This is a genomic window from Pseudomonas sp. AFG_SD02_1510_Pfu_092 (assembly GCF_003331055.1).
Classification (GTDB): domain Bacteria; phylum Pseudomonadota; class Gammaproteobacteria; order Pseudomonadales; family Pseudomonadaceae; genus Aquipseudomonas.
In genome coordinates this window covers 1-17,968 of record NZ_PUQD01000081.1, presented here as the reverse complement: position 1 = coordinate 17,968, position 17,968 = coordinate 1, and the positions used below count along the sequence as shown (strand labels likewise).

At 67.8% G+C, this 17,968-nt stretch carries 9 protein-coding genes; all 9 read right to left on the bottom strand.

Annotated features, from left to right (window positions below; all coding sequences use genetic code 11):
- Positions 1 to 5,471: Ig-like domain-containing protein (locus tag C6A77_RS23345; protein ID WP_241507451.1), on the bottom strand; the 5,471-nt coding region annotated here is incomplete at its 3' end.
- A gap of 127 nt (positions 5,472 to 5,598) precedes the next feature.
- Positions 5,599 to 6,189 carry a tail fiber protein gene (locus tag C6A77_RS23340; RefSeq protein ID WP_114171736.1) on the bottom strand — a complete coding sequence of 197 codons (591 nt, stop codon included), beginning with the start codon at positions 6,187 to 6,189 and terminating at the stop codon, positions 5,599 to 5,601.
- 66 nt (positions 6,190 to 6,255) lie between these two features.
- Positions 6,256 to 6,759, bottom strand: coding sequence for a GNAT family N-acetyltransferase (locus tag C6A77_RS23335; RefSeq protein WP_114171735.1), 504 nt, complete (start codon positions 6,757 to 6,759; stop codon positions 6,256 to 6,258).
- A gap of 250 nt (positions 6,760 to 7,009) precedes the next feature.
- Positions 7,010 to 9,106, bottom strand: coding sequence for a biotin/lipoyl-binding protein (locus tag C6A77_RS23330; protein WP_178082401.1), 2,097 nt, complete (start codon positions 9,104 to 9,106; stop codon positions 7,010 to 7,012).
- Entirely contained in the window at positions 9,103 to 10,422 is a 1,320-nt protein-coding gene (locus C6A77_RS23325) for an HlyD family efflux transporter periplasmic adaptor subunit (protein WP_114171733.1), read from the bottom strand. Before C6A77_RS23325 ends, C6A77_RS23330 begins: the two co-directional genes overlap by 4 nt.
- Complete coding sequence (locus C6A77_RS23320; protein WP_114171732.1) at positions 10,419 to 11,201, bottom strand: efflux RND transporter periplasmic adaptor subunit; 783 nt, start codon at positions 11,199 to 11,201, stop codon at positions 10,419 to 10,421. Before C6A77_RS23320 ends, C6A77_RS23325 begins: the two co-directional genes overlap by 4 nt.
- 62 nt (positions 11,202 to 11,263) lie before the next feature.
- Positions 11,264 to 13,813: an EAL domain-containing protein gene (locus C6A77_RS23315; RefSeq protein WP_114171731.1), complete on the bottom strand. Its 2,550-nt coding sequence runs from the start codon at positions 13,811 to 13,813 to the stop codon at positions 11,264 to 11,266.
- Between the two features lie 117 nt (positions 13,814 to 13,930).
- Positions 13,931 to 15,259, bottom strand: coding sequence for a CDP-diacylglycerol--serine O-phosphatidyltransferase (pssA, locus tag C6A77_RS23310; protein WP_114171730.1), 1,329 nt, complete (start codon positions 15,257 to 15,259; stop codon positions 13,931 to 13,933).
- A gap of 147 nt (positions 15,260 to 15,406) precedes the next feature.
- The gene (gene katG, locus C6A77_RS23305; protein ID WP_114171729.1) at positions 15,407 to 17,653 is read right to left on the bottom strand and encodes a catalase/peroxidase HPI; all 2,247 of its coding nucleotides are present in this window, start codon (positions 17,651 to 17,653) and stop codon (positions 15,407 to 15,409) included.
- Between the last annotated feature and the right edge of the window lie 315 nt (positions 17,654 to 17,968).

Below are 17,968 nucleotides of genomic sequence, written 5' to 3'. Positions count from 1 at the left end.
GTGCTGCCAACCCCGGCATTGCCCCAGACATTGACCACCCCGCTGTTGTCCAGGCTGATCAGGTTGCTGGCGTCCTCAACATTCGCCGCCGGGGTGAACGTCGCCGTCCAGGTGACGCCGCCGTCGCTGCTGCTCACGGTGCTGAGGCTGCCGTTGCTCACGCTCAGGTCGCTGTTGTCGAAGCCGCTGACCGCCTCGCTGAAGGTGATGGTCACCCGCGTGGTCTCGCCCACGCGCAGCGCCGTGTCGGCCACCACGACAGTGGCGGTCGGGGCCACGGTGTTGACGCTGTAGTTGGCTGACTGGGTGGTGCCGGTGCCGGCATTGCCGGCCAGGTCGGCGATGCCGCTGTTGTTCAGGCTGATGACGTTGCTGGCGTCCTGCACGGCAACGGCCGGGGTGAAGGTGGCCGTCCAGGTGATGCCACCGTCGCTGCTGGCGAGGTTGCCCAGGGTACCGTTCGGTGCGCTGAGGTCGGCCAGGTCGAGGCCGTTCACCGCTTCGCTGAAGGTGATGGTGACCTGGGTGGTCTCGCCGGCACTCAGCGCGTTGTCAGCCAGCACGATGGTGGCGGTCGGGCGCTGGCTGTCGATGGCGTAGTTGTTCGAATCGGTACTGCCGCTGCCGGCGTTGCCCGCCAGGTCGGCTACGCCGCCGTTGCTCAGGATGATCAGGTTACTGGTGTCGGTGACACCGCTGGCCGGGGTCAGCGTCGCGGTCCAGGTGGTGCCGCCGTCCGAACTGCTCAGCCCGCTGAGGCTACCGTTGGCCACTGTCAGGTCGGCAAGGGTGAAGCCGACCACCGCCTCGCTGAAGGTGACGGTCACCAGGCTGGTCTCGCCGATGCCCAGCTGGGTATCGGCCACCACCACCGTCGCCGTTGGCCGCCGGGTGTCGATGGCAAAGTTGTTGGAATCGGTGCTGCCCACCCCTGCATTGCCGGAGAAGGCGCCCAGCACCCCGCTGTTGTTCAGGCTGATCAGGTTGCTGGCATCCTCGACATTGCCGGTCGGGGTGAAGGTCGCCGTCCAGGTCATGCCACCATCGTTGCTGCTCACGGCACTCAACGCGCCGTTGCTCACGCTCAGGTCGCTGTTGTCGAACCCCACGACTGCCTCACTGAAGGTGATGGTCACCAGCGTGGTCTCGCCTGTGCGCAGCGCCGTGTCGGACACCACGACGGTGGCGGTCGGGGCCAGGGTGTTGACGCTGTAGTTGGCCGACTGGGTGATGCCGGCGCCGGCGTTGCCGGCCAGGTCGGCAACGCCGGTATTGTCGAGGATGACCAGGTTGCTGGTATCTCTCACGCCGGCGCTGGGTGTGAGGGTCGCCGTCCAGGTGATACCGCCGTCGACACTGCCGAGCCCGCTCAGCAAGCCATTGGCGACGTTCAGGTCGGCAAGGGTCAACCCGGTCACCGCCTCGCTGAAGGTGATGGTGACCGTGGTGCTCTCGCCGACCGTGAGGGCGGTGTCCGCAACCGTGATGGCTGCCGTCGGGCGCAGGGTGTCGATGGCGTAGTTGTTCGAGTCCGTGGTGCCGGTGCCGGCATTGCCGGCGGCATCGGTGACCCCGCTGTTGTCGAGGGTGATCAGGTTGCTGGCATCGCTGACGCTGCTGCTCGGGGTCAGAGTGGCGGTCCAGGTGATGCCGCCGTCGGCGCTGGAAAGCCCGCTCAGGCTGCCGTTGGCCACCGTCAGGTCGGCAGTGCTGAAACTGCTCACCGCCTCGCTGAAGGTAATGGTCACCGTGGTGGTCTCACCGATGCGCAGGGCGCTGTCGGCGACCACGATGGTCGCCGTCGGGCGTTGGGTGTCGATGGCATAGTTGTTCGAGTCGGTCGTGCCCGTGCCGCTGTTGCCCGCCGCATCGGTCACGCCGCTGTTGTCCAGGGTGATCAGGTTGCTGGTATCGCTGACGCTGCTGTCCGGGGTCAGGGTCGCGGTCCAGGTGGTGCCACCGTCGGCGCTGGCGAGAATGCTCAGGCTACCGTTGGCCACGCTCAGGTCGGCCAGGGTCAAGCCGGTAACCGCCTCGCTGAAGGTGATGGTCACCAGGGAGGTCTCGCCGGCGCGCAGGGCATTGTTCGCCACCACGATGGTCGCGCTCGGGCGCTGGGTGTCGATGACGTAGTTGTTCGAGTTGGTGGTGCCAGTGCCGGTGTTGCCGGCCAGGTCACTCACCCCGGTGTTGTTCAGGGTGATCAGGTTGCTGCTATCGCTGAGGTTGCTGTCCGGCGTCAGGGTCGCGGTCCAGGTGATGCCACCGTCGGCGCTGGAGAGCCCGTTCAGCACGCCATTGGCGACACTCAGGTCGGCATTGGTGAAACCGCTTACCGCCTCGCTGAAGGTAATCGTCACCAGCGACGTCTCGCCGACGCGCAAGACGCTGTCGGCGACCACGATGGTGGCGCTCGGGCGCAGGGTATCGACGGCATAGTTGCCGGAAACGCTGGTGCCGCTGCCGGCATTGCCCGCCAGGTCAGTAACCCCGCTGTTGTCCAGGGTGATCAGGTTGCTGGCAGCGCTGACGCTGCTGGCCGGCGTCAGGGTCGCGCTCCAGGTGATCCCGCCGTCGCTGCTGGCAAGGCTGCTCAGGCTGCCGTTGGCCACGCTCAGGTCGGCTGTGGTCAAGCCGATTACCGGCTCACTGAAGGTGATGGTGACGGTGGCCGTATCGCCAATTTTCAACGCTGTGTCGCTGAGCGTGATCGTGGCGGTCGGGGCCGTGGTTTCCTGGACGGCCACCTGCACCGATGCGGCGACGGAGGTGCCACCGTCACCGTCGTTGATAGTGATGTTCAGCGTGCGGCTGGCCTGGCCGATGGCGTTGCCGGCGTTGCTGTTTTCGTAGCTGAGGTTGCGCACCAGCGCCTGCACCGCCGCCGCCGTGGCATTGGCGTTGAAGGTGACCACCAGGTTGGCCCCGCCAGTGCCGCCAGCCACACTGCCGATGGCCACCCCGCCATAGCTCACGATACCGCCACTGACCCCGACCTGCCCGGCGCCGGTGCCCTGGTTGCGCAGCCCCAGCAGGTCTTCGCTGGCCACGCCATTGGCGCTGATCGCCACGGTCAGGTTGCCGCCGGCGAAGTTGGCGGAATCGCTGTCGCTGACCGTGGCATTGCCGCCGTTGTCGATCAGCACCGCGCCGCTGCCCTGGGTGAAGGTCACGCTATCGCCATTGAGGTTGCTGATGACCGGCACGCTGTTCAGCGGCTGCACCACCACCGAGGCGGTGCGGCTGGTGCTGCCCATGTCGTCGTTGACGCTGACCACCACGCTGCGGGTGCCGCTGGTGTAGGCCACAGCAGCGTTGCCGTAGGCCACCCCGGCGAGCACCGCACGGTACTGCGCCAGGGTGGCGACACCGCTCAGCGTCAGCACGGTGCTGCCCGAGCCGCTGACGCTGATGCCAAAGCTGGCGGCCGTGGCAATCTGCCCGGCGCTCAGAGACAGGGTCTCGTTGCCGGCATCCGCCACACCGCTCAGGGTCAGCGTGGCGCCGCTGACCTGGGTGTCGCCGTCGGTCTGCGTGAGGCTCAGGTTGGGCACGATCACCACTGGCGTGCCGGTGAAGTTCACCGTGCTGTCGTTGCCGCCGGTGCCGGTGTCCAGGTCGACCACGGGCGGCGCTGAATACAGCACCTCGTAGGCCCCGATGTCTACCCCTGCCCCGCGCGGCCGGTCGAAGCCGCGCAGGTCGCTGAGCGTGGCGCCCGCCGCAGTGCCCTGGTCGATGGCATTGCTGGCGGTGGACGCCAGGCGGTAATCGCCGCCTGCGGCATTGACGAAGTCGACCGAGGCACCGATCAGGTTGGTCACGCTGCTGTAGCCGCCCCCGCTGCCGTTGTCGGTGGCGGCATCCAGTGCAGCGCCATTGACGGTGTTGCCGATGAGGATGCTGTTCTGCAGCGTCACCGTGCCGGCACTGCCCGCTGACCAGCCAAGGCCGGCCGAACTGATGGTGCCGGTACTGGTACTGAAGCTGTTGTTGGCGATGGTGCTGTTGACGATGCGTACCGAGCCGCCGGTATTGCTCACCACGATCACCGCGCCGGCGGCGACGACGCCCGTGGCACCGTATTCGCCGATGTTGTCGTAGATCGCTACGTTTTCCAGCACATGATTGTTGGCCCCGCCCAGGCGTACCAGCGAAGACATGCCCGTGGCGTTGACGATGCTGCCATCGTTGTCATGAATGGTCGTGTTACGCAAGGTCACCGTGGAACCGGCGGTGGCCGCCGAGTTGATCACCGCACCGGCGTTGTCCTGGAAGTTCGAGTCCTCGACAGTGATCGAGCCGGAGTTGGCGCGGATCGCGCCCCCGGCCAGGTTGCCGGAGAAATGCCGGAAGTCCAGGTTGCGCACGGTCAGCACGCCATTGGTGTTGCTCTGCAGGCCCGACGACTCGACGGCATCGCGCTGGCTATTGTTGTTGACGTCGCCACTGAGGATGATATCGCCGCGGCCGTCACCATCGACGTCGCCGTTGACGGTGACGTTGCTGCTCACCAGCAACGCCGACGCCGTGGACCAGCGGATGGTATGGCCTTTCAGCGACTGGTGGAAAACAATGATGTCGCTGCCGCTACCGGCGCTGGAGCCATCCACCGAAACATCATTGTTGGCGGCCTGGATGGCCTCGGCCAGCGACACACTGCCGTTGACCGCCGTGGAGGAAGCATCGGTGTCGGTGACGGTGATGGTCGCCAGCGAAGTGGTGAACGCCGCCAGGTCGCCGCGCTGCACGCCGGTACCGGTCGCCACGCTGCCGGCGACGGTCTCCAGCTGCCAGTTCTCGCCAAGGCGATTGCCAGTGGCATCGGCAGAGGCACCGACATCGGCGCCGCTGAGCCGCGCCACTTCGTCCACGAACAGCTGGCCAGCGCTGCCGGCACCGGTGTTACAGGCGAAGAAACGGATATCGCCACCTTGCGCCAGGCTGGCGCCGATACGCGCCAGATCGGCGCCATGGCTGCCCAGCTGGTTGGTCCACAGCGCATTCCCGGCCAGGTAGACGTAGCCACTGTCGCCGTGGCTGATGATATCGACGGTGGTCACATCGCTACGGCCAGCCAGGTAATCGGCAATCTGCCCAAAGCCATCCTTGCCGTCCTCGAGCACCACCACCTCGACCCCGGCCGGCAGGCCGGCGATCAGCTTCTGGTAGTCGCTGACTGCGGAATCGACGAACACCACTTCATGGCTGCCCGCTGCCGTGGTCGCCGGCGCCGTGGCGGGCGCGGCCTCCTGTGCGGCTTGCTGGCTTGCCGTATCCTGCATGCTGGCGGCATCGCTGCCGGCCTTGGCACTGGCCGCGGCGGCCTCCGCCAGCTGGGCGCCCTGGTCGGCGACCACGGCCACCGAGGCGTCGAACATCATGCGCGGCTCCAGCGCCTGAATGAGGCTCGGGCGGTTCACGGAAACGGTGGAAGGTGCCTGCTGCCGGTTGCGCTTCCAGAATGCCATGTCGACCTCGTTCAGCCTTGCGGCTGGTTGTTCCTGCCCTGGCGCCGCTGCAGCGGCGCGCCGTTGTGCTCAGCCGTGAACGCATCGCGGGGCACTCGACGGCCCCCGCGATGCCGCCCGCGCTGGATCAGTCACGCGATGGGAAGATGCCTTCCAGAGCGATGATGAAATTCATGCCCAGGTAAGGCGACTGCACCGACACCGGCACCGCGCTGCCGCCGGCGACCACGGTGGTGGCGGCAATGCTGGCATCGAACGGCTTCAAGGTGGTGCTGGCGGCAGCGTCGGAGTAGATGCTCACTGCCGCCCCCGAACCGGTGGTGTCGAAGGGCGTGGCGAGCACGCTGGTGCTGGTCGGTTCACCAAGGTTGGCGTTGGTCACCACCGCCGGGATGGCGACACTGGCTTTGCTGGCCGGGATCGCCACCGGGATGGGCGGCAGGTTCTGCGTCAACAGGCTGACCTGGTTGGCCCCGGCCAGTTCGCCCTGGTTCACGTTGGGCAGCCCCGGCCCGGTGCCCACGCCCACGGCAGAGCGGCCACGCAGGTCCGGCAGGCCGAAGGTGGACTGGCCGTTGCCGCCGTAGGTGGTGCCGAGGATGGCGAACAGCGCGCTGTTCTGCGCGATGCTCAGAAGCTGCCCTTGGCACAGGGCCCAGCCACGCGGCGCGAAATTGCCGGCGAACATCCTGATCTCACCGAGGAATGGATCACTCATTTTCCGATCTCCTATGACTACGCTGCAGAGCGGGCCACACAGCCCCGCGGAATGTGACGCGCATCGTCAGGCAGGCCTGTCGATGTGAACGACTGCGAGCGCCGGGCGGCGCATTTTCAGGTACAGACCGTTGTCTTCTATCGTCTCGAAACCGTTGCGCTGGTACAGGCGCAGCGCCGGGTTGTGCGGGGTCACGTGCAGGCCGGCGCTGAGCCCATGTCGGTCGGCCCGCGCCAGCCACTGGCGGATCAGCCCGGTGCCGATGCCCCGGCCGCGCCAGGCGGGCATCAAGGCCGTGTCGATGATGTGCAGATGGCTGTCGGTCCACAGCAGGTAGGCGCGGCCAATCGCTTCGCCTGCGCTTTCGATGATCGAGAACGCGGCGCCGGCATAGTGGGCCTGGTAATGGCTGTGCTGGGCCTGGAACTGTTGCTCGAGAAACGTCTCGAGGGTGGCCTGGTCCCACGCCAGCATGGCCATTTCGCCAGCCCGGGTGGTGCCATAGAGGGTACGCAGGAACGCCAGGTCGGCGTCGGTCATGGGGCGCAGGTGCACTTCGGAGCTGGCCATCGGTGTCGCTTCCTTGCAATAGTCTGCCCCGTGCTGAGGGGCGCACATCCTGTGGATTGCCCTGCGTATCGGAACCAGCGTAGCCGAACACCACGGCAAATCGCCACCACTACGCCAGGGTCGCCCGGCTTTTTTATCAAACAGTTGTTCGACCGCCCACCACCCCTTCGCCTGCGCCTGGCTCAAGCGCAGGCTTTCCAGGGCCAGGGCCATGGCAGCGTTGGCGAATCGCGCCTGCAGCTGAACAGTGCTAGAAACCACTCTCACGTACGCCGAGCGCTGCCAGGCGGCGCCAGCCGGCCTCCAGCAACGACTCGCGGGCGCCGTCCAGCACCACCACGCCACGCAGCGGCTGGGCCACATCGGCTGTCGCTGCCAGCGGGCTCAGGCGCACGCCGTATTGCGCCTGTACCGGTTCTGCCCGCTGCTGGCCGTCGCGCCGCACGGCAATCGGGCCATGCCGATCGGAGGCCAGCGCTTCCAGTTCCAGGTAAGCCACCCCGGTGGCATCCACCTGCTCCAGGCGCACCGCCAGCGCCGCGCGCACCGGGTCATCGGCAATGAACCGGCCTTGGCTGCCCGGCGCCACCCGCCACAACTCGGCCTCGGCCAGGTAGCCACGCAAACGCACCCCCGGCGCGACAATGCGCCCCAGCGGCTGAGCGCTATTCAGCCACTGCCCGGGCGCCAGCCCGGCCGGCAGGTCGCGCAGGATGCCGCGGTGCGGCGCGCGCAGCAGCAGCCGTTCGCGCTGCGCGGCCAGCCCACGGAACTCGGCCACCGCCTCGGCCAGTTGCTGTTCGAGCACACCGGCATCGCTGGCGGTGGCGCTGCGCCCGGACTGGCGGCGCAGCAGCAACTGCAGCATTTCGATTTCCCGGCGCACGATGGCCTGGCGCGAGTCCAGGTCGGGCGACTCCAGTTCCAGCAGCACCTGGCCCTGCTCGACCGGCTGGCCATCCTGCGTCTGCAGGCGCTTCAAGCGCGCCGCCAGCGGCGCGTGCAAGGCACTCACGCGGGACGCTTCGAGCATGGCCGGCACCTCCACCGCGCCGCGCCACGGCACGCCCAGCAGCACCAGCACGGCCAGCAAGCCCAGGGCGCTGCGCACGGCCTTGTGCGGCCGCGCCTGGCCACGCCGCTGCCACCAGTGCTGCAACTCCTTGTACACCGGCAGGCCGATGAACCAGGCCAGTTCGACCAGCATCAGGACAATGCCCAGCACTTTGAAGAACAGGTGGTACACCGCCAGGGCGATACCGAAGAACAACACCGCGCGCCACAACCAGGCCCCATAGCCCCACACCAGCAGGCGCTTGCGCATGCCGTCGGGCCAGGGCTCGGGCTGCGCTTCGCCGTAGCCGAACAGGGCCTCGCGCAGGCGCCAGCGGCACAGGGCGAAGGCGCGCTGCTGCAGGTTCTCGACGCCCCACAGGTCACTGACCAGGAAGTAGCCGTCGAAACGCATGAACGGGTTGAGGTTGATCAGCAAGGTGGTGATCCAGGTGGCACTGGCGAGCATGAACGCGGCGGTGCGCAAAGGCCCGTCGGGCAGCAGCGACCAGGCCAGCAACGCCAGCACCGCCAGCAGCAGCTCGGCGAATACCCCGCCGGCGTCGATCAGCAGCCGCGAACGGCGGTCGTTCACGCGCCAGGCGTCGCTGACGTCGGTATAGAACATCGGCAGCATCACCATGAACGCCAAGCCCATGCTCTGCACCCGGCAGCCGGCGCGCTTGGCCATGTAGGCGTGGCCGAACTCGTGGCAAAGCTTGGCCAAGGCCAGGGCCAGGCCGAAGGCGAGCATGCCGCCGAGGCTGAACAGGTGCGGGAAGGTGGCGATGAAGCGCGACCAGTCGCGGGCCACCAGGAACACGCCGAGCACCAGCAAGGCCGGCAGGCCGAAGCGCAGCAGCCAGCCGCCATGGCGCTCAAGCAACGGCCAGCTGCGGTTGAGAAAGGCGTCCGGCCGCCACAGCGGAATCCGGAAGAACAGGTACTGATGCAGGGCCTTCTGCCACAGGCTCTGCCGGGTCGCTGCGGCCTTGCTGGCGTAGCTGCGGCGCTGCTCGGCATCCTGCGCCGTGAGCAGGTCATGCTGGCCGAGAAACGCTTGCAGGGTCTCCAGCTCGGCGGCTTGCAGCGCCACCCCGGGCTCGGCGTTGGCCGCCGCCAGCACCTGTTGCGCATCACCCAGGCTCCAGTGGCGCAACAAGCGCACCGCCGCTGCGCCCAGCTTGAAGTAACGGCCGCGCAACGGGTCGGCCAGGGTCCATTGCGGCGCACCGTCCAGCGCCGGCGCCGCGGGCGACAGTTGCAGGTCGGCACGCAGCCCGGGCAGCATCACCAGCCCAGCCCCTGGCGCAGCGCCGCCAGCGGCCGGCGCAGCAGGTAATAGACCAGCGGCGCGCGTTCGCCATACAGCTTGGCGGTACCGCGCAGGCCGATCCGTGGCGGCGCCTCGACGAACGCTGCATCAAGCCGGTAGGCCAACTGCCCGGCCGCGCTGACCTGGGCTTCGTAGGCGGCGCGTTCAAGCTGCGCGAGGTGCCGGTGCAGCGGGTCGCTGTCGAGGAACAGCGCCACTTGCGCCCCCGGTTGCAGGGCAATGGCGTCGCCCACCGGCAACTCGATGCGCAGCTCGGCCTTGGCCGGGTCGGCCAGCTGCAGCAGGCGCTCGCCGGTCTGCACCGGCTTGCCGGTCCAGCGCTGGGCATCGGCGAACACGGCGATGCCGTCGCGCTCGGCGCGGATCTCGCTGCGCGCCAGCAGCTGGCGGGCATAGTCGAGCTCTGCGCGCTTCTGCGCCACCCGGGCAGCCAGCAGGTCGAGGCGCGCGCTGGACTCGGCATCGGAAAACGCCCGCTGGGTACTGGCCTTGAGCTCGGCCTCGGCGACCCCCAGGGTGCGCTCGGCGACATCGGCCTGGGCCTTGAGCGTGGTGGCATCGAAGCGCAGCAGCAGTTCTCCGGCGGTTACCGTCTGGTTGGGTTTGACCAGGAACTCGGCAATCACCCCGTCCAGCGGCGCGGCTACCACGCGGCCACCGCGCGGCACCACCTCGGCGGGCGCCAGCACCGACTGACGCACCGGTATGCACAGCACCAACAAGGCCGCCAGCACCAGCGCCAGCAGGCGCCGCCGCGGCCAGCGCACGCGCCAGGGGCGCGCCGGGCGCAGCGCCTGCCAGGCATGCGCGTAGGTTTCTGCCAGTTGCACCAGCAGGGCCTGCTCGGCGGGGTTGAAGGCGTGATCGCGGGCCAGCCACAGGCCGCCGAAGGTCTGCCCCTGGCGGTTGTGCAGCGGCAACCAGAACGCCTGCGCGGCAGACAACGCCTGCCAGTCGTCGCGCACCTGGGCGTCCAGGGTTGCCGGGTCGACCGCTGCGGCGCGGTCAGCCGCACCGGCGGCCTGCAACTGCCGGGCGGCGCGCTCGACGAACGCCACGAACGGGGCATTGGCTTCCACCACGCTGATACCGGTCAGGGCGCGGACCTTGCCTTCGATCAACAGCGCGGCGTGGCGAAAGCCGAACAGCGCCTGGCCATCGTTGACCATGGCATAGGCCAACTGCTCGCTGCTGGCAGCCTGGCGCGCCTGGCGCTCCAGCCCCAGGAACACGGCGAAGGCATGCTCCGCCACGCCATTGGCAGCGGCGGTCATGGTTGTGCCGCGAAGCTGGCCGTACCGCTCATGCCCGCCAGCAGCCCTTGGGCATTCTGCGGCAATTCACCGATCAGCAGCAGGGTCTGGCTGCCTTCATCGATGCGCGCGCCCACGCGCTTGACCTGGGCCTGCAGCGGCTGGCCGGTTTCATCCGGGGTGAACTGGAAGGTCTGGCCAGGTTTGAGGCGCGCCAGCCAGTTCGACGGCACCAGCAGCTGGATCTCCAGCGAGCGATTGTCCACCACCTCCAGCAGCGGCGCGCCGCTGGGCACGCTTTCGTGTGGCTGGGCCCGGCGCTGCACCACCCGGCCATCGAACGGCGCGCTGATCACGCAGCGCCTGACCTGCACCTGGTACACCTGCGCCTCGGCCTGGGCCTGGGCCTGCCGGGCCTCGGCCAGCGACACCTCGTAGCGGCCGACCGACTTGAGCGCGGCCAGCTGGCGATTGTGTTCGAGTTCCTCGCGCGCGGCACGTACCGCCGCCTGCGCGGCGTTGAGCTGGGCCTGGTAGGCGGCGCAATCGAAACGCGCCAGGGTGCTCCCCTTCTTGAAGTCTTCGCCGTCGGCGTAGGGCATTTCGACGATGCGCCCGGCCAGCTCGCTGGCCAGCACCGCCTGATCACGCGCGCGCAGCACGCCACGGGCGTTGTGCCCGCTGCCGGCATCGGCGCGTGCCGGGCTGTCCAGCAAGGGGTCGGCGGGTGCTTCACTGGCCACGGCAAGCGGCAACTGCAACACGGTCAAGGCCAGGGCCAGGCAGACAGCAGGACGCATGATGCACACTCCTTGTGGTCTCAGTGGCCGGAGTGTACGACAAAGGTGATGGCACGGATATATCACAGCGATCGTGACCGAGCGGCCTCCTCGCCCGCCATTATCCGCATCAGCACCTGGTTTTCCACCGGCCGGCTAAGCAGGTAACCCTGCACCTCATGGCACTGGTCGTCGCTGAGCAAGGCCAGCTGTTCCGCGGTTTCCACGCCCTCGGCGGTGACCGTCATGCCCATCGCGTTGCCCAGGTTGATGATCGCCTGCACCACGCTGCGGTCACTGCTGCTGGTGCCCAGCGACTGGACGAAACGCTTGTCGATCTTGATGCTGTCGAACGGGTAGGTGCGCAGATAGCCCAACGACGAATAGCCGGTACCGAAGTCATCCATGTTCAGCCGCACACCCAGCTCTTTCAGGGCGTTCATGGTCTGCAGGGCACCCTCCACATCGTTGAGCATGACGTTCTCGGTAATCTCCAGCTCCAGGCGGTGCGCTGGCAGGCCGGTGTGGCGAAGCGCTTCGGCGACATCGCGGACCACATCACTGCGGCTGAACTGCGCCGGCGACATGTTGACCGAGACCAGGATGTCGAGCGGCCAGCCACGCGCCAGGCTGCAGGCCTGCTCGAGCACCCAGTTGCCCAGCTGGACGATCAGGTCGGACTCCTCCGCCAGGGCGATGAAGTGGTCTGGCCGCAGCAGGCCGAGCCGTGGGTGTTGCCAGCGTACCAGCGCCTCGGCCGACGCCACCGTCACGCCATCGACCTTGTAGCGCGGCTGGAAGTGCAGGCGCAGTTCGCCGCGCCCGATGCCCGCGCGCAACTCGCGTTCCAGCGCGCGCTTTTCCAGCAAGGTGGTGTTCAACTCGGCCGAGAAGTAGCGCCAGGTATGCTTGCCGGCCTGCTTGGCGCTGTACAGGGCGACATCGGCGTAGCGAATGAGGTCGCTGGCGATGCCCGGGTACTCGGCAGACAGCACCACTCCCAGGCTCACCCCGATCTGCACCTTGTGCTGCTCGAACTGGATCGGCTGCTGCAACGTCTCGATGACCCGCGCGCAGAAGCGGTCCACTTCATCATGCTTGCCGGGCCTGGCGAGCACGATGACGAACTCGTCGCCACCCAGGCGGGCCACCAGGTCGGACTCGCGGGTCACTTGCCCCAGCCGGTGCGCCACTTCGATCAGTACGGCATCGCCGGCCGGGTGGCCGAGGCTGTCGTTGATCGGCTTGAAGTTGTCCAGGTCGAGCATCAGCAGGCCCAGCTCTGCCTGCCCGGCATCCTCCAGGAAGCGGAACAGCTTGTTGCGGTTGGGCAGGCCGGTGAGCGCGTCGTGCAGCGACAGGTGCTGGATTTGCGCGTGCGCGGCCACTTCGTCGGTGATATCCGTGCAGGTACCCCGGTAACCCTTGCAGGTCTTGTGTTCGACGATGGCCCTGGCGGCGACCCGGCACTCTCGCCGTTGCTCATGCCGATCCTGGTACTGGCAGCGCAAGGTGCCGGTCGCCTCGCTGCTGGCGAGGCCATGCAGCCAGTCATCGACCTGACGGGTATCGCAGGTGAACAACTCGCCGATCGGGCGTTGCAGCCAGCGCTCCAGGGGGTGCCCGGTGAGTTCGGCAAAACGCGGTGACAGGTAGGTCAGGTGCTGCTGCGCATCGGTTTCCCAGATCCAGTCCGACGCCGCCTCGGCCACGGCCTTGAAGCGCGCTTCACTGGACTCCAGCGCGGCCTTGGATGCCGCCAGGTCACGGTAGCTGCGGTCGATCCCGGCACTGGCGCGCATGGCATGGCGGGCAAACAGGGCCATCAGCACCGCGATGATCAGCACCGCCAAGGCCAGCGGAATGACGACGGTGCGCAGCAGGTCGGTGCCGGGTTGCTCGACATGCCAGGTCAGCGTGTAGCCACTGTCCTCCAGCGGCAACCGCCCCATGTCCGCCGGGCCTTGCGAGGCTGTGGTGACGGCAAAACCGGACAGCCCGGCGGAACGCCCCAGCTCGCCGAGCTTTTCCGTGTCGAGCAGCCGCACGAACACCAGCACCGCGCCGGTGGGTGAAGGGGGAGGTTCACTGTTGGCGGCCGGGCGGATGACTGCAGCGGCGTACAGCGCCGGCTGGCCGTCGAACTGCAGATAGCCGGAGGTTGCCTCTTGCTGCTGCGCGGCCTTGCGCGCCCGCTGCAGCAACTGCGCCCGGCTATTGCTGTGGCGGTCAAACGGCTGTTCGCTGATGCGCCCCTCGAGCGTCGCGTAGTGGGTGCCGTCGTCGTTGAGCACGAACACCCCCTGGTAGCCGTCGTCGCTGTACAGCGTGACGCCCAGGTTGTCTTCCTCGTAGGCCCAACGCCGGTCGACCGTGCCGGTCAGGTGCTCGTACGCGGCCTGCCAGAAGGCATAGGCCACCATGTAGCTGCGTTCGTTCTTGTGCAGCTGGGCCATCACCGACTCGGCATGGAAGCGGCTCTGGCCCCGCTCACGTTCGTCCAGCGTCTGGGCGATGCGGTACAGCGAGACCAGGCCGAGTAGCAATGTCAACAACAACAAGCCGGAAAACACCAGCGTCAACTGCCGAACCACATTTCTGCGTGGCGATGAATTGCCGAAGGTTGCTTCCATTCAGTGGGTGCCTTTTGCCGGATTCCACAAGGTTGACTGGCGCTGGCTGGCGATGATCGGTCCAGCCGACGACTGGCCATGCGTTAACCAGCGCCGGCTCTGAGCAAGCAACCGCCCTCAGAGCACCCGCTTGATCAATGGCTCCAACCGACTATAGCGCAGCCTGCGCAGGAACTTGCGCACCTCCTTGGGGTGCTCGGCCTTGACCCCCAGCGCCTCGGCCGAGGCAATCGCCGGCGCATGCCGGCGCAACGCGGTCAACTCCGCTTCCCGCGGCAGCAGCCATTGCCCTTGCGGGTCATCGATCAGCAGGCCGTTCTCCAGGTCCAGGTTGAAGCCACGCGGGTTGAGGTTGTTACCGGTCAGCAGCGAATAGCGCTGGTCGATCCACACGCCCTTGGCATGGAAGGTATGCCCGGGATCGTTCCAGATGCGCACCTGCAGCTGGCCGCTGGCAAGCGCGGCCTGGCGCCGCCGGGCGAAGGCGCGCAGGTTGTCTTCGTACAGGTAGGGCAAGGCGCCGCTGGCACTGAACGGCTCGCCCGGGGCAATGTAGAAGTCGTTGGCCGTACGGTCACCGACGATCAGCTCCACCCGCACGCCGCGCGCCAGGGCCTGGTCGAGTTCGCGCATCAGCACCCGTGGCGGGTTGAAGTACGGCGTGCTGATGATGACCTGCGTGCGCGCCGCGGCCAGCAATGCACACAGCGCCCGGTTCAGCGGGTTGCCACGGCCCACGCCCAGCAGCGGGATCACCCGCAGGCCCTGCCCCGCCGCGCTGGCCGGCGCTTCATAGGCCATGCGCCGCAGCCGCGCGCGCAGGCGCCGGATGTCCCCGCGCAGGCTGCGGGTGGACGGTGGCGCCGGCAGGTCGAGGCGCGGTGTGGCGGTGTGATGCAACAGCCGGCGCACCAGCCCGACCATGGCGTCGGCCAGCGCTGGCGAATGGAACAGGTGGTAGCGGTCCAGGCGGTAGCGGTCGAAACGGTGCAGATAGACGTTGTTCAGGCTGGCGCCGGTGTAGATCACACTGTCGTCGATGATGCTGCCTTTCAGGTGCAACACGCCGAACAGTTCGCGGGTCTGCACCGGCACGCCATGGATGACGATATCCAGCCCGGTCTGCTGGCGCTGGGCCTGGTACCAGGCCGCGTTACCGGGTTGGCGCCCGGCCCCCAGCAAGCCGCGCCGGGCGCGGAACCAGTCGACCACGATGGTGATTTCCAGCCCCGGCCGGGCGGCCTTGGCCTGGTACAGGGCATCCAGCACCTCCTGGCCGGCCTCGTCTTCCTGCAGGTACAGCGCGACGATGACGATACGCCGGGTGGCGCTGCGGATGCGTTCGAGCAGGCAGGCGCGGTAGGCCTTGGCGTCGGGCAGCACCTGGATCGCCTCGGCCGACAGGGCATAGCCTGGCAATGCCGCGAGCATGGATTCGGGGTTCAAACGATCACCTTCTGTGTGCAATCACTGTCGTACCACAGCTTGCACAGGAAGCGCGAAATGGTCCAGCCCTGCGCTGGGCCGGCCCGCTCCCACAGGCCGTTGCGGCACCTGTGGGAGCGGGCAAGCCCGCGAATGGGGCGCACGCGTCTACTTCAGGTCAAAGCGGTCCAGCTCCATGACCTTCTCCCACGCCGCGACAAAGTCGCGAACGAACTTTTCGGCGCCATCACTGCTGCCATACACCTCGCTCAACGCGCGCAACTGGGCATGCGAACCAAACACCAGGTCAACCCGGCTGGCAGTCCATTTCAGCTGCCCGGTCTTGCGCTCGCGGCCCTCGAAGGTTTCGTTGTCCGCCGAGGTCGGCTTCCATTCCACGCCCATGTCCGGCAGGTTGCGGAAGAAATCGTTGCTGAGGGTCCCGACCCTGTCGCTGAACACGCCCTGCTGGCTGCCGCCGTGGTTGGCGCCGAGCACGCGCAGGCCGCCGATCAGCACGGTCATTTCCGGCGCGCTGAGGGTGAGCAGCTGGGCCTTGTCCAGCAGCAGCTTCTCGGCCTTGACGCTGTAGCGCGCCTTGCTGAAGTTGCGAAAGCCATCGGCCAGCGGTTCCAGCACGGCGAACGACTCGACATCGGTCTGCGCCTGCGAAGCATCGGTCCGCCCCGGGCGGAATGCCACGCTGACGTCGTGCCCGGCGTCGCGGGCGGCCTTTTCCACCGCAGCCGTGCCGGCGAGGACGATCAGGTCGGCCAGCGAGACCTGCTTGCCCGCGCCAGCGAATTCGGCCTGGATCTGCTCCAGCACCGCCAGCACCTTGCCAGTGCCCTGGTTGGCTGGCCAGTCCTTCTGCGGTGCCAGGCGCAGGCGGCCACCGTTGGCCCCGCCGCGCTTGTCCGAACCGCGGAAGGTCGATGCCGCCGCCCAGGCGGTCGCCACCAGTTCGCCAACGCTCAGCCCCGCCGCCAGCACCCTGGCCTTGAGCGCGGCAATGTCCTGCTCGCCCACCAGCGGGTGCTCGACCTTGGGCAGCGGGTCTTGCCACAGCAGCTCTTCGCTGGGCAGTTCCGGGCCCAGGTAACGTGCCAGCGGGCCCATGTCGCGGTGGATCAGTTTGTACCAGGCGCGGGCGAAGGCGTCGGCCAGCTGCTCGGGGTTGTCCTTGAAGCGCCGGGCGATCGGCGCGTAGACCGGGTCGAAGCGCAGCGCCAGGTCAGAGGTGAGCATCGACGGCGCATGGCGCCTGGCCGGGTCGTGGGCATCCGGCACGCTGCCAGCCCCTTTGCCGTCTTTCGGCCGCCACTGGTGGGCACCGGCCGGGCTCTTGGTCAGTTCCCAGTCGAAGTTAAACAGGTTCTCGAGGTACTCGTTGCTCCAGCGGGTGGGGGTCGAGGTCCAGGTCACTTCCAGGCCGCTGGTGATGGTATCGCCACCCTTGCCGCTGCCGAAGCTGTTGGCCCAGCCCAGCCCTTGCAGCTCGAGGCCGGCGGCTTCCGGCTCGGCGCCGACATTGTCGGCAGGGCCGGCACCGTGGGTCTTGCCGAAGGCATGGCCACCGGCGATCAGCGCCACGGTTTCTTCATCGTTCATCGCCATGCGGCCGAAGGTGTCACGGATGTCCCGGCCCGAAGCCACCGGGTCGGGGTTGCCCTCGGGGCCTTCCGGGTTCACGTAGATCAGGCCCATCTGCACGGCAGCCAGCGGGTTTTCCAGGTTGCGCTCGCCTTGCAGGGTGCGGCTCTGTTCCTCGGGGTGCTTGGCCGGCTCGGCCACCAGGTCGCCCTTGCCAGGTGGCTGGGCCTTGCCGTAGCGGCTATCGCCGCCCAGCCAGACCTTTTCCGAGCCCCAGTAGACATCTTCGTCCGGCTCCCACACATCGGCGCGGCCGCCAGAAAAACCAAAGGTCTTGAAGCCCATCGACTCCAGGGCGACGTTACCGGTGAGCACGATCAGGTCGGCCCAGGAAATCTTCTTGCCGTACTTCTGCTTGATCGGCCACAGCAGGCGCCGGGCCTTGTCCAGGCTGACGTTGTCCGGCCAGCTGTTGAGCGGGGCGAAGCGCTGCTGGCCCGAGCCGGCACCGCCGCGGCCATCGCCGATGCGGTAGGTACCGGCGCTGTGCCAGGCCATGCGGACGAACAGCGGGCCGTAATGGCCGAAGTCGGCGGGCCACCAGTCCTGGGAGTCGGTCATCAGGGCGTGCAGGTCTTGCTTCAGGGCCTGGAAGTCGAGGCTTTTGAACGCCTTGGCATAATCGAAATCGGCGTCCATCGGGTCGGACTTGGAGGAATGTTGGTGAAGGATTCTCAGGTTGAGCTGGTCAGGCCACCAGTCACGGTTGCTGGTGCCGCCACCTGCGGTTTGATGGAACGGGCATTTCGATTCGTTCGACATCTGCGGGTACCTTTGGGTCGGTTATGCCTGCGAAGCTGACACGGCGGGTCGAGACGGTCTTGCACGCACGTGCTGACACCCCGCTCGCTCGCGCAATTCGCGGGGCCCGGGGAAAGACTAGCCGAGCCAAGGCAGGTTTCTAATAGAGTGGCTATTGGCCGGTGATAGGCTCGCTCTGTCAGCTGCTGTGCCGGGCGCGGGGGCGGGGGGGGCCCCCCCCCCCCCCGCGGGGCCCCGGCGGGGGGGGGGGGGGGGGCCCCCGCGGGGGGGGGGGCGCCCGCCGCACAACGCGCCCCCCCCCGGGGCGCGGGGGGG